This window comes from Anaerolineae bacterium (genome assembly GCA_035529315.1).
Lineage (GTDB): Bacteria > Desulfobacterota > Desulfobacteria > Desulfobacterales > ETH-SRB1 > Desulfaltia.
On the sequence record DATKWZ010000036.1, the window covers coordinates 22023 to 34855 of the forward strand.

The window sequence follows — 12833 nt, forward strand, 5'->3', positions numbered from 1 at the left end:
TCCGATTTTAATTTAAAATTCAACATTCAAAATTAACAATTTTCTTCCTACCTGAGCTTCAGCGTACTCATGGAAAGAAGGGCAAGCATAATCGATATTATCCAGAATCGAACTATGATTTTTGGCTCCGCCCACCCTTTTAATTCAAAATGATGATGAAGAGGGGCCATTTTGAAAATCCTGCGGCCGTTTGTCATCTTGAAAAAGCCGACCTGAAATATAACGGAAAGCGCTTCAATTACAAACAGCCCCCCCACAAGCACAAGCAGTATTTCCTGCTTTGTAATAACGGCTGCTGTCCCAAGTGCAGCCCCTATTGGAAGGGAGCCGACATCCCCCATGAAAATCTGTGCCGGATATGTGTTAAACCACAAAAAACCGAGACCTGCGCCGGCTAACGCTCCGCAGAATATAGTTATCTCCCCGCATCCGGAGACATAATTGATCTGCAGATAATCGGCGATTTTGACATGGCCGGCAACATAGGCAAAAATCATGTATGTGGCCGAAACTATGATCACAGGCCCGATTGCAAGACCGTCAAGACCGTCCGTAAGATTAACGGCGTTTGAAGTCCCGACGATCACAAGGGTTGTAAAAAATATATATCCCCAGCCGATATCCGGAGACATGTTTTTAAAAAAGGGTATGGTTATGGTTGTAGTGAAACCGGTGTGAGAAAAAAGCAAAACACCTGCTCCGATTGCAAGTGTTGCCTGCAGCAGCAGCTTGTTTCGACCGCTTAAACCCTTGCTTCTCTTCTTGGCCTGCATGAGATAGTCATCAATAAAGCCTATAACGCTGTACCCGATTGTAATCAGAAGAATTATCCATATGTAAAAATTTGACAAATCAGTCCAGAGAAGTGTCGATATTACAACCGAGAATACAATCAGAATTCCGCCCATTGTGGGTGTTCCTGCTTTTTTGCTGTGCGCTTCAGGGCCATCTTCCCTGATATACTGCCCGATCTGCCTGTCTGTGAGTTTTTTGATAACCCATGGTCCAAGAAAAAAACAGATCAACAAAGCCGTCAGGCTGGCATAGATGGTTCGGAATGTAATGTACTGAAATACATTAAAAACCGAAATTGTTTCGTGCAGCGGATAAAGTAAATGATAAAACATAATTAAATCCCCTGTTAAGCGGCTTTATAGCCGACCCGCTCTCTAAGCCCTTCTACTATCTTTTCCATGCCCATTGCTCTGGAACCCTTAATCAGAACCCAGTCGCCGGGCATGAGCCAGTCTGCCAGGTCTTCGAGAATCTCTTCTCTGGTTCCTGTAAAGATATCCAGCGAATCATCTTCTTCCCTGGCGCCTGCCGCGACACTTTCTGCAAACTCACCCGTAATATAGAGCTTTGCAATATCGGATTTGGCGGATAACGAACCGATCTTTTTATGCATGGTCTCAGCATATTCGCCAAGTTCGAACATATCGCCGGCAATGATGGCCCCTCTATTTTTGCCCTTTAATGATTTAAGCGTCATGATTGAGGCTTTCATTGAATCCGGATTAGCATTGTATGTGTCGTCAATTATATTAGCCCGGCTTATCATAAGAATATTCATCCTCCCATGAGCCGGCTTAAAATCCTCAAGACCGGCTTTAATTTCAAGCGCGCTTTGACCCATAAGATATCCAACAGCGGCTGCGGCAAGCGCATTTGACACCATAAAATCGCCGAAAACACCAAGATTTACTGAAACAGTTCCTGACGGCAAAATCAGCGTAAATGAAACTCCGGATTCCCTGTTAATCACAGACTCAGCCCTGACAGCAGCTCTGTCTGACAGCCCATAAAAAAGCACATGCCTTGAGGTTTTATTCGCCAGATCAACAACTCTCCGGTCATCTGCATTGAGAATTGCCGTGCCGTCCGGCCTGATTTTCTCCAGGAGCTCCCCCTTGGCGCGCATAATTCCTTCTATTGAACCTAATCCCTCTAAATGAGCATGGCTTATATTGGTGATAATGCCGATGTCAGGCAAACAAATATCCGCAAGCATTCCTATCTCTCCGGGTCTGTTCATGCCAAGCTCGAGAACAGCCCATTCATGGCAACGGCAAAGCCTTAGAAGGGTTAATGGAAGCCCGATTTCATTGTTTAAATTACCCTTGGTCGACAAAGTGCAAAATTTCCTGGCAACGACCGCGGCAGTCATATCCTTGGTACTGGTTTTGCCGTTTGATCCGGTTATCGCCACAACAGAAACATCCGCCCGCTTGCGATTAAAACGGGCAAGATCCCCCAGAGCCTTTGTCGTATCCTTTACCGCAACACAAACAACCCCCTTTTTTTTCCATTTTTCGTTTGGCAAAACGTTTGCTTTATCCATGTTTACAAGAAGACCGCGAACACCCTTCTTGATTACATCGCAGGCAAAAGAAAACCCATCATGGATATTTCCTCTGATCGCGACAAACAGCTCATCAACAGATATGCTGCGAGAATCAATGGAGATGCCTGAAAATGTGCTCTTTATATCACCGAGCAACAAATCTCCCTTTGTAGCACCGACTATATCGGCACTTGTCCACGGCATCGGTTTTGTGTAATTGTCGGTCATCAAAGATTTTGCAAATTCCTTAAAGCTGTTTCAGCCTCTTTTCCATCATCAAAGGGGATGGTTTTACCGCCGATTATCTGATAGGTTTCATGGCCCTTGCCTGCTATCAGAACAATATCGTCTGCCCTGGATATTGTAACGGCAAGCTCTATGGCCTTTTTACGATCAGGTTCCACGACATATCCTTTTTTCCCCTTATCCTGGTTTGACAGACTATCCATATCCGCGCGGTCATATTCCGGTATTGACGTTTTTCTCATTCCATCAAGCACCTGCGTAATGATATCCATAGGCGCCTCTGTGCGTGGATTATCCGATGTAACAACAGCAACCTCGCATAACCTGCCGGCGATTTCGCCCATTTGATGTCGCTTACCTTTATCCCGGTCGCCTCCACAGCCGAATACGCAGATTATTCTTGCCTGGGCCATTGATCTTAAAGAGGATAAAACATTTTCCAGAGCATCAGGAGTATGCGCATAATCCACATATACAAAACGCCCGGCAGTATTTGGAATAGCTTCAAGCCTGCCTGGTATGCGGGTGAGAGCCTCTATTCCTGCCTTTATGACATCAAGCGGCAGGTTTAAAGAAATTCCGACACCTGTAACGCTTATTATGTTTTTCAGATTATGTTTGCCGACAAGGGATGATCTGAAATCAAACACCCCTTTTATGGTTGAAAGTCTTCCCGCAATGCCGCTCGGTTCGCACTTGATATTAGAAGGCCTGATCATATTGTCCGAAAGCTCAAAGACTTCCGGCTTTGAGCTTTGAGCTTTGAGCTCCGACGCGAGTTCCTTTCCCCTTGTATCGTCACAATTAATTACAGCCAGGGTCCTGCCTTTTTTGGGCCCTGACATTAGATTTTCTGTAAAAAGCCTTTTCTTACACGACCAGTAGGAATCCATATCCCCGTGATAATCAAGGTGATCCCGGGTCAGATTGGTAAATACACCAACATCAAACCAGCAATTCGCGATCCTGTGCTGGTCTATGGCATGTGATGAAACCTCCATAACAACATGTGTAATGCCCTGTTTTAGCATCTCGGCTAAAATTCTCTGAAGATCAAGCGATTCAGGCGTTGTAACAGGACTATTAAATACTTTGCCTGAACAACGGTAATTTATCGTCCCTATAACACCCACTCTGAAACCGGCATTTAAAAGTATGCTTTCGATCAGATAGGCTGTGGTTGTTTTGCCGTTTGTGCCGGTTATTCCTATTAAAAATAAATCTTCGGAGGGGTTGCCGTAAAAGGCGGCAGACATGGCAGATAGAGCCTTCCTGGTATTTTCAACCTCGATAATTATTGAATCCCGGTCAATCGGCTTTTGTGTAATAATTGCTGATGCGCCATTTGCCAATGCCACGTCAACATAGTCATGGCCATCCATCACATTGCCCTGTATAGCCACAAAGATCCCGCTTTGCTTAACATCCTGTGCTCTGCAATGGATTGAAACCACCTCAGCCTTATCCATTCCTTCCTCTTTTTTTTTACCGGAAATACTTTTTACAGCAATTGTTTTAAGCAAATGCGAAAGTTTCATGCTGAAACCTTTGAAAAATGTCTAATTTTATCTGATCCATTAAATCTGTTCAGACCGGCCCGTCTATTAACAGGAGTGCCATAAGGCGCATTATGAGTAGCCGGCAGATTCATATAATTCAGGGTTTCAAAGGCAATTTTTTTAAATACCGGGGCTGCGACAATACTACCAAAATACTGTTGCTCAGGCTCATCAATTACAACCAGGACAGCTATTTCAGGATTTTGTGAAGAAGCAAACCCGACAAATGATGCTATATATTTATCTTTGGCATATGTTCCTTTTTCATCAACTTTCTGAGCAGTGCCTGTCTTACCGCAAACAGAATAACCTTCAAGCGCTGCATTGACCCCTGTGCCTCCATCATCGGTTACAGATTCCATTATCTTTTTCAAGATTCCGGATGTTTGTACCGAAATAACCCTTCTAACCTCGCAAGGGCCTGAACTTTTTATCAAACGTCCATTCTGATCCATTATGGCCTGCACAATATAAGGCTTCATTAGAATCCCGCCGTTGGCAATCGCGCAAGTGGCTGTTATAAGCTGAAGCGCTGATACGGAAATCCCCTGGCCGAATGAAATTGCTCCGGCATCTATTTTTGACCATCGCTTATGTGAAGCCAGGCTTCCGGATGTTTCCCCCGGGCAGTCTATTCCGCTCTTTTTACCAAAACCAAAATCGCTCAGAGTCTTATAAAGCAAATCCTGGCCGGTTGTTTCAGCAACCTTAACTATACCGATATTGCTTGAATATTTAACGATCTGCTGCAAGGACATCCAACCATGAGGCTTGGTGTCATGAACAATATCTTTCCCGATTCCGTATGAGCCGTTTTCGCAATAAAAAATAGTATTCTGTGTGCATTTCCCTGATTCTAATGCCGCTGCTGCTGAGAAGATTTTCATGGTTGAGCCTGGTTCAAACTGATCGGCTATTGCCCTGTTTCTCCAAAGCTCCTTTTTAAAACCGCTAAAAGTATTAGGATTAAAAAAGGGATAGTGCGCCATAGCCAATATAGCCCCTGTTTTAGGGGCCATTACTATCGCCATCCCGGAATTGGCGGAAAATTTATCAACCGCTTCCTCAAGAGCGCTCTCCGCTATGTGCTGTATTGTCCTGTCGACAGTCAGGATAAGGTTGTTTCCGCCGAAATCTCCGGCTACTGTTTCCCCGCCGTTAAATCCACGGCCGAATGCATCCTTTAAAACCGTAAATTTACCTGCGTCGCCTTCAAGATAATTGTTATAATAAAATTCAATACCTTCCAGACCATGGCCATCGATGCCTGAAAATCCAAGCATCTGTGCAGCAAGGGTTCTGTTTGGATAAAAACGCTTGTTCTCAGGTATGAAAGCTATACCTTTCAGCTTTAAATTCTTTACCTGCGTTGCCTCGCTGGGTGTAATATGACGCTTTACCCATACAAATGATCTTTTTTTTAAATTTAGATTTCTGCAAAGGGAGCTTTCATCAATTTTCAGTGCCCTTGCAATGAGCCTGGCCGTAGTTGCTGGTTCTGAAATATTTTGGGGATATGCTGCTATTGATGCCATGTCTATGCTGACTGCTATTTCTCTGTGATTTGCATCATATATGGTTCCGCGCTTTCCCGGGGATATAAAAGATTTTTCATATTGGTCGGCTGCTTTTTGAGACAGCCACGGACCGCAAAAAACCTGCAGGTATACCGCCTTTGCCCCTATCGCAGCTAAAATAATGCTAAAAATAAAACCAATAAGCATAGAGCGCACTCCGATACGCCTTTGTTGAAAACCGGTGCTGTTGGTTTCGGATAATATTCGATGTTTTGGTTTCATGGAATTATAATAATCTGTTTTAAAGTCGGCCTTGTCAGATTGAGCTTCCGACTTGCTATTTCTGCAAGCCGTTTCGGAGATTTCAGACTTGCAAGCTCTGTTTTTAATTTGTTTTGCAAGGTTATAATTCTTTGATTATTATCTATTTCTTTTGTTATCTCATATCCGATCCCCACACATTGAACTCTGCACCAGGTATAAGAAAAAAGTTCGACAATGAAAAACGATAACAAAACAAACCAGACTCCTGTTGGTTTTGATTTGCGAAAATTATTTTTTCTTTTTTTAAAACCCATTAGCAATCTAACCCTGATAAGTTTTTTTATTCACCGCAAAGCCGCAGAGGACGCAAAGAAATTTATTAATAAAGGACTAAAGCTATATTTTTTCGCAAGCCCTTAGTTTTGCGCTTCTTGCCATGGGATTGGCCGCTATCTCTTCTTCAGTAGGCCGCAATACTCTCCTGGTCAAAGAGCGAACAACCCTTTTTGGATTACAAACACATTTTGGAAAGTCCGGCGGACAAATGCACTTGCCCTCCAGAGCTTTTATTTGATGTTTTACAATTCGATCTTCAAGGGAATGGAAAGATATTACACAAAGACGGCCTTTGGGCCTTAAGAAATTTACGGCGTTTTGCATAAACGAATCAAGCACTTCGAGCTCTCTATTAACGGCAATCCTAAGAGCCATGAACACTCGAGTAGCAGGATGAATTTTCTGAGTAAATAAAGATTTCTTTGGGACAGAGTCACATACTATTTGAGCTAACTGCCCGGCTGAACAGATTCTTTTTAGCTTTCTTACCTTTACGATATTACGTGCTATCTGTTTTGCCCAGCGCTCCTCGCCGTACTGCTTAAAAAGTTTTTTCAGACCTTCTTCATCCATCCTGTTTACCAAATCTTCGGCTTTTACCCGCGAGTTAATGTTCATACGCATATCCAGAGGCTCGTCCTTTTTGAAACTAAAGCCTCTGCCGCTTAATTCGAGTTGATAAAAGGAAACTCCAAGATCTAAAAGAATACCGTCTACTGCATCAATATTTATCTGTGAAAGAATATCCGGAAGATTAACAAAATTTTCGTGAAAAAGACGGACATTTGATTCATATGGTTTCAAGGCCTTGTTTGCATTTAATATTGCATCCTTATCCTGATCTATCCCGATCAATAACCCGCCGGGGATAATTTTTTCCACAATGGCAAGAGCATGGCCTGAACCGCCAAGCGTGCAGTCAACATAGGTTTTCCCTGGAATACAATTCAGGAAATGGACCGCTTCACTCAGCATGACAGGAATATGTTTGTATGACATTGGATTAAAGCCCTAATTTTGCAATTTCGTTTCCAACATCCTCCTTTTTCATATCATCTTCCATCTGCATCGCTTCCTGCTCATATCTTTCTTTTGACCATATTTCAAAGTGAGCAATTTGGCCCACAAGCACGATCTCCTTTTCAAGCCCGGCATACTGTCTTAATACCGACGGAATCAGGATACGCCCCTGCTTATCACACATGCAATCAGATGCTCCCCCAATAAAAACCCTCCTGAAACGCCGCATATATTCACTGGTCTGGGCCAGGGACAATACTTTGGACTCGATTTCACCCCACTGATCAAAAGTATATGCAAACAGAGACCTGTCAAGCCTGGTAACCATTACGCCGTCACCACCGCCATCCTTAATGACATCACGAAACCTTGCCGGAATTATGACGCGTCCTTTTGAATCAATTGTATTATAGGAGCTGCCCCTGAACATATAACACCCCAATTGCCCACTTTTATCCACTTTTTTTTAGATAAAAGTACATTTCAATCAAGGTGTCAAGAAAAAAATAAAAAGATTTATATTTTTTATAATGATTTATAAAAGTTAAAGGTAAGAATTTGTATTAATTTTAGGTGGGAAATTGTGGGGCCGCATCTCTCTTTCCTCAATTTAATAAATTTTTAGTAAGGCGAATAGAGATCATATTGTTGTATTGATAGCATTTATAGTGTATATTGTTAATAAGGTATTTGGTAACCGTTGACAGCTTACGGCTATCGGTTCACGGTTGAAAAAACGTAAGGTAGAGGAGGAGAGAGTTTTGAAAAATATTGATGCAAAAAGACCGGTGTTGCCCCCAAAAACCCCTGAGACCGATGCATGGGTTACAGCATTTTTTATAGAAAACCATATTGACTATTATACCTACCCCGACCATGTTTCCACACCTGAACAAATAAGATTCATTGTCTTTACAGAAGAGGATGAGCGGTATTATCCATGTTCAGATCGCATGTTTGAAGCCATAATGAACAGAAACCGGTCGGAATTTTTACAGAAAAAATATCATGAGATTTTGCAGAAAATGCTTAAAGTTATTGACGGTCAAATAGAGAATACAGATGAAAAAGCCTATCTTGAGTCGCTGATTAAAATCAAGTACCAGCATGAAACAAGGGATGAAATCATGATACCATCCCGCGTTGAAAAGCGCCTGATGGGAATCTTCTTAAACCGCACCCAAATTGAAGACCCTTACATTTATGAAAAAAAACTGCGAAATAGCCGAGCAAATAACGCATTAAGTTCAGATGCCTTAATCAATGCCATGAATCATGGAGATGTTGACGATCTGAAAAATTCTCCTTCAACCCTTTCGAGCATTAAAAAAATCTTGCATTATCTGGAACTAAAGAGGCTTCTTTCTCTGTCAGTGGAACATTCTCTGTGGGAGTCCGATAAAACCGCGTACTTCACGCAAAATGATTACCTTGGTTTTTTTAACCGCCGGTTTTCCGGAAACGGAGTCGAACCCCTGTTTGACTTTTTGTGCGCTCAGGACAAGGAAAAATCTCTATCCAAAAAAATACTGTGGCTGGCAGATGAAGCAGGAGAGATTATGGTGGATTTCGCCATAATTAATTATCTTATAAACTTGGGGCATAAAATTATTATTGCTTTCAAAGATGGACCTTTTTTTACCAAGATCGATTATTATGACGCTGTTGAAGATGAAATGTTAAGCGGAAAGCTTAAAGGGGCATTATTTATTTCTGAAAAAAACCTTGGCAAAAATGAACTCGCTAATATGTTGAGAAGCGATAAAAATATTATCGTTATATCTGATGGAACAAGTGAAAATCTCAACCTCCTTCTCGCATCCACAACATTTGCCAGAATTTTCAAAGAGGTTGACGGTGTAATATCAAGGGGAGAGGATCAAAGGCGGCGTTTCTTTGACGCTCATTTTCAATTTACTCAAAATATATATAACATCTCAGCCGGAAATAAGGGTTCAGTCCTGATAAGTTTTAAGCCCAAACATCCGGCGGTAATCAAATTTTCTCATGCGGACCTTGAAGAAAAGGCTAAAACAATTATTGATCAAATGAAAGAGTCCCGGGGAAAGGGAATGACGGTAATATTTTACAGTGGAATTATCGGTTCCATACCAGGAAAAATAGAAATGGCAAAGAAAATAATGTCCGCTTCCATCAGTCTCCTCAGGAAACAGTTTGCAATGACCTTTATAATAAATCCCTCGGAATATTATGAGTCAGGGATGGATGCGGATGACCTTATGTATATGTGGAAAATCGTCCAGACAAGCGGCTTTATAGATATATGGCGATTTCAGACATATGAGGATATTGTTAAGGTGTTTCAGAGTATGGATAAAAAGGTCCCGCCTGAATGGGTGGGCAAGGATGCCACATTCAGCACAGGATGTACAAAAGAAATGAAAATCGCCCTTGAAGTACAGCGGAAATATCCGGAAATGCAAATCATCGGACCGCCGCAGGAAAGGTTCATGCGACGCAAAGAGTACGGCATAGGCAAGATGTATGATCAAAGGCTAAGTGAAATCTGCCGGCAAAAATAAGCTTTTATTGTAGGACGACAAATTGGAACTCACGATAATCATCAAAATCAGCATAATATTTTTTCTGCTGATTATTTCCGGTTTTTTCTCCGGATCGGAGACCGCTCTATTTTCTCTCTCGCTAATGCAGCGTGAACGCATAAGAAAAAGTAAAAATAAAAGCGCCGCTCTGATTGACAAACTTCTTATGCATCCGAAACAGCTTATAATTACAATCCTTATCGGCAACGATCTTGTAAATATAGCCGCATCCGTTGTTGCAACGTATCTCTTTGTATCCATGATAGGCGAACAGGGCAAATGGGTTACAATTGCCATCATGACCCCTGTGACTCTGTTATTTGCCGAGGTAATACCAAAGATATTTTCAGCAGCCCATAATGAGCGTGTCGCCCCCTTTGTATCAAAGCCTCTTGATATTTTCGGAAGATTAATTTCACCTCTGAGGTGGGTTTTCAATTATGTCGCAAACTCCATCATAAAACTATCAGGCGCTGAAAGAAGAAAAGCTTTGCCTGCCATTATGGAAGATGATTTTCGCGACATGGTTGATCTGAGCCACAAAGAGGGGGAGCTGAAAAAGATGGAAAAGGAGCTTATCCACAATGTTTTCGAGTTTAGCGACACCCGTGTCTTTGAGGTCATGACCCCCCTGAAAAAAATGTTCTGCCTGACCGAAGATATGGATATAGACACGATTTTAAAACATATTAAGGAGATCCACTTCTCCAGGATCCCGGTTCGCGAAGAAACTGCTGATAAAATTACTGGGATTCTTTATGTAAAGGATCTGTTAAAGGTTAAAATTAAAAAGATCGACGGCAAAACAAAACTTTTGCCGAAAATATGCAGAAAACCATTTTTTATACCTGAAACAAAAATGGTTGATGAGCTCTTTTATACCTTAAAGCAGAAGCATACACATATTGCTATCTGCCTGAATGAGCAGGGAATGGTTTCAGGGCTTGTCACAATGGAAGATCTTTTAGAAGAACTCTTTGGTGAAATCTATGATGAACATGATATGGGTGAAGCTGGATGATCAGCCTGAACATAATTATAATAGCTGTTTGCATCCTTATTCAGGCCTTTTTTTCCGGCTCTGAGATGATGCTGTTAGCTTCAAACAAGCTAAAACTCAGGCAAGAGATTGCAAAAGGGTCAAAAGGGGCCAGGCTTGCCCTGAACATGATTAATGACCAGCAATGGTTCCTTGCGACTACCAGCACAGGAACAAATATGTTCGTGATAATATCCTCAGTTATCTCTGCTACATACTTTCACCAGCTTTTCGGAATCTATGGCGAACCCTTGGCAATTATTATCATATCTCCCGTGCTTTTGATGTTTGGAGAAATAATACCAAGAACACTTTTCCAGCAAAATGCAACGAAAATCGCCCCGAGGATCGCCAAGACCCTGTGGATAGCATCACGTATTATATTCCCTGTTACATATCTGGTTTTTGGGGCCAGCAGGCTGTTTTACGGCCGTTCAGGTCGGGAAGCCTTTAAAAAACAACATCTTATAACCAGAAAGGATCTGGCGCTGATATTAAGGGTGTCGGGCGAAGAAAGCGATCTTCAGAAAAAGGAAAAAAAACTCATACACAGGGTTTTTCATCTTGCTGAATCGAATGTTGCTGATGTCATGGTTCCTCTTGTTAATGTCACAGCCATACCAGACACTGCAACAGTAGAGGATGCCATAAAAATAATCGGCCGGACCGGCTATTCCAAACTCCCTGTGTTCAAAGATAGAATCGACAATCTTACAGGCGTTATATTTGCCAGGGATCTACTCGGTACCCCTGATACTCTGGAAAAAATCGGTCAATTTATGCGCAAAGCGGTTTTTGTGCCTGAACTTAAAAAGGCTGATGATCTTCTGGTTTCCTTCCAGAAAACTCGCGACTCCATTGCAATCGTTGTTGATGAATATGGCGGAGCTGTGGGTATTATTACACTTGAAGATATTCTCGAAGAGGTTGTTGGGGAAATCCGGGATGAATACGACAGTGAAACAGGCCAGTTTGTCAGGCTCAGCAAAAACCGGTTCCTGGTAAATGCTGCAATGGAAATCGAGCAGGCCAATGAAAAAATAAACCTTAATCTTCCCAAAGAAGATTACGAAACAATTGGAGGATTTCTTCTGAAACAGATGGGAAAGATCCCCAAAAAGGGAGAAATATTAATATACAAAAATGTAAAATATACCGTCATGCAATCAAGCAACAGAACGATTAACGAAATTCTTATAGAAACTAATCTTTGATGAACTCGAATTCATCATCTTAACACCTAACACTTAACTTTTACCCGCTCAACATATTGACCTGTTCTGGTATCTATCCTGACAAGCTCAGCCTCCTCAATAAATGGAGGCACCTGCACAAGAAAACCTGTCTCAAGTGTTGCCGGTTTTGTGCTCCCCGCGGCAGTATCACCTTTAACCCAGGGCTCGGTTTTAATAATCCTTAAATCGATAAAGTTGGGAAGCGATATGCCAATCGGTTTTTCTTTAAAAAAAAGCACATTGCAAACAGTATTTTCCTTTAAGAATTTCATCGACTCATCAACATGCTCTTTGGATAAAAACTCCTGGTCATATGTAGATGTGTTCATGAAACAGTATCCGTTATTATCTGAATAAAGATATTCCATTTCACGTTCTTCAAGATTAGCCTCCTGGAATTTCTCGCTTGATCTGAATGTCCGATCAAACTGAACTCCTGTAAGCATGTTTTTTAACTTACACTTATAGAGAGAATGCCCCTTACCGGGTTTTAGAAAGGCAAATCGAACTATTACATATGGATCTCCATCCAACTCAATTTTAAGACCTTTTCTCAGGTCACTGCTTTCAAGCATTTATACCTCCTTATTGTTTGATAAATTAGTAAAAAGTCTCGAAATCGTCATGCCGGACTTGATCCGGCATCCAGAACTCATTGAATTTACTGGATAGCGCTGATGCTTCACTTCGTGTTACTACGTGTCCGGCT

At 41.8% G+C, this 12833-nt stretch carries 11 protein-coding genes; 3 read left to right on the forward strand and 8 right to left on the reverse strand.

Translation table 11 applies throughout. The features are described from left to right. Positions 1 to 47 precede the first annotated feature (47 nt). The 7 genes from mraY to mraZ all read right to left on the reverse strand — a co-directional run bounded on the left by mraY (position 48) and on the right by mraZ (position 7716). On the reverse strand, positions 48 to 1127 hold the full coding sequence (mraY, locus tag VMW78_06925; GenBank protein ID HUV50731.1) for a phospho-N-acetylmuramoyl-pentapeptide-transferase: 1080 nt from the start codon (positions 1125 to 1127) through the stop codon (positions 48 to 50). A gap of 14 nt (positions 1128 to 1141) precedes the next feature. Beyond that, positions 1142 to 2572: a UDP-N-acetylmuramoyl-tripeptide--D-alanyl-D-alanine ligase gene (gene murF / locus VMW78_06930; protein HUV50732.1), complete on the reverse strand. Its 1431-nt coding sequence runs from the start codon at positions 2570 to 2572 to the stop codon at positions 1142 to 1144. Next, a complete protein-coding gene (locus VMW78_06935) occupies positions 2572 to 4128 on the reverse strand; it encodes a UDP-N-acetylmuramoyl-L-alanyl-D-glutamate--2,6-diaminopimelate ligase (protein ID HUV50733.1) in 1557 nt (518 codons plus the stop codon). Before VMW78_06935 ends, murF begins: the two co-directional genes overlap by 1 nt. Continuing rightward, the gene (locus tag VMW78_06940; GenBank protein HUV50734.1) at positions 4125 to 5948 is read right to left on the reverse strand and encodes a penicillin-binding protein 2; all 1824 of its coding nucleotides are present in this window, start codon (positions 5946 to 5948) and stop codon (positions 4125 to 4127) included. The genes VMW78_06935 and VMW78_06940 overlap by 4 nt, the downstream gene beginning before the upstream one ends. After that, the gene (locus VMW78_06945; protein ID HUV50735.1) at positions 5945 to 6244 is read right to left on the reverse strand and encodes a hypothetical protein; all 300 of its coding nucleotides are present in this window, start codon (positions 6242 to 6244) and stop codon (positions 5945 to 5947) included. The genes VMW78_06940 and VMW78_06945 overlap by 4 nt, the downstream gene beginning before the upstream one ends. An 82-nt stretch (positions 6245 to 6326) precedes the next feature. Beyond that, positions 6327 to 7265, reverse strand: coding sequence for a 16S rRNA (cytosine(1402)-N(4))-methyltransferase RsmH (gene rsmH / locus VMW78_06950; GenBank protein ID HUV50736.1), 939 nt, complete (start codon positions 7263 to 7265; stop codon positions 6327 to 6329). Between the two features lie 4 nt (positions 7266 to 7269). Beyond that, positions 7270 to 7716 (reverse strand): division/cell wall cluster transcriptional repressor MraZ, encoded by a 447-nt coding sequence (gene mraZ, locus VMW78_06955; protein ID HUV50737.1) that lies wholly within the window; start codon positions 7714 to 7716, stop codon positions 7270 to 7272. Positions 7717 to 8047: 331 nt separating this feature from the next. Here mraZ and VMW78_06960 point away from each other — a divergent pair, with 331 nt between their 5' ends. Genes VMW78_06960 through VMW78_06970 form a run of 3 tightly spaced genes read left to right on the forward strand, consistent with a single transcriptional unit; the run spans position 8048 to position 12103 of the window. Beyond that, entirely contained in the window at positions 8048 to 9829 is a 1782-nt protein-coding gene (locus VMW78_06960) for an ARMT1-like domain-containing protein (GenBank protein HUV50738.1), read from the forward strand. 22 nt (positions 9830 to 9851) lie between these two features. Then, positions 9852 to 10871 (forward strand): hemolysin family protein, encoded by a 1020-nt coding sequence (locus tag VMW78_06965; GenBank protein ID HUV50739.1) that lies wholly within the window; start codon positions 9852 to 9854, stop codon positions 10869 to 10871. Next, positions 10868 to 12103 carry a hemolysin family protein gene (locus VMW78_06970; GenBank protein ID HUV50740.1) on the forward strand — a complete coding sequence of 412 codons (1236 nt, stop codon included), beginning with the start codon at positions 10868 to 10870 and terminating at the stop codon, positions 12101 to 12103. Before VMW78_06965 ends, VMW78_06970 begins: the two co-directional genes overlap by 4 nt. 26 nt (positions 12104 to 12129) lie before the next feature. Here the strand turns inward: VMW78_06970 and efp are convergent, their stop codons facing one another. After that, positions 12130 to 12699: an elongation factor P gene (gene efp, locus VMW78_06975; GenBank protein ID HUV50741.1), complete on the reverse strand. Its 570-nt coding sequence runs from the start codon at positions 12697 to 12699 to the stop codon at positions 12130 to 12132. Between the last annotated feature and the right edge of the window lie 134 nt (positions 12700 to 12833).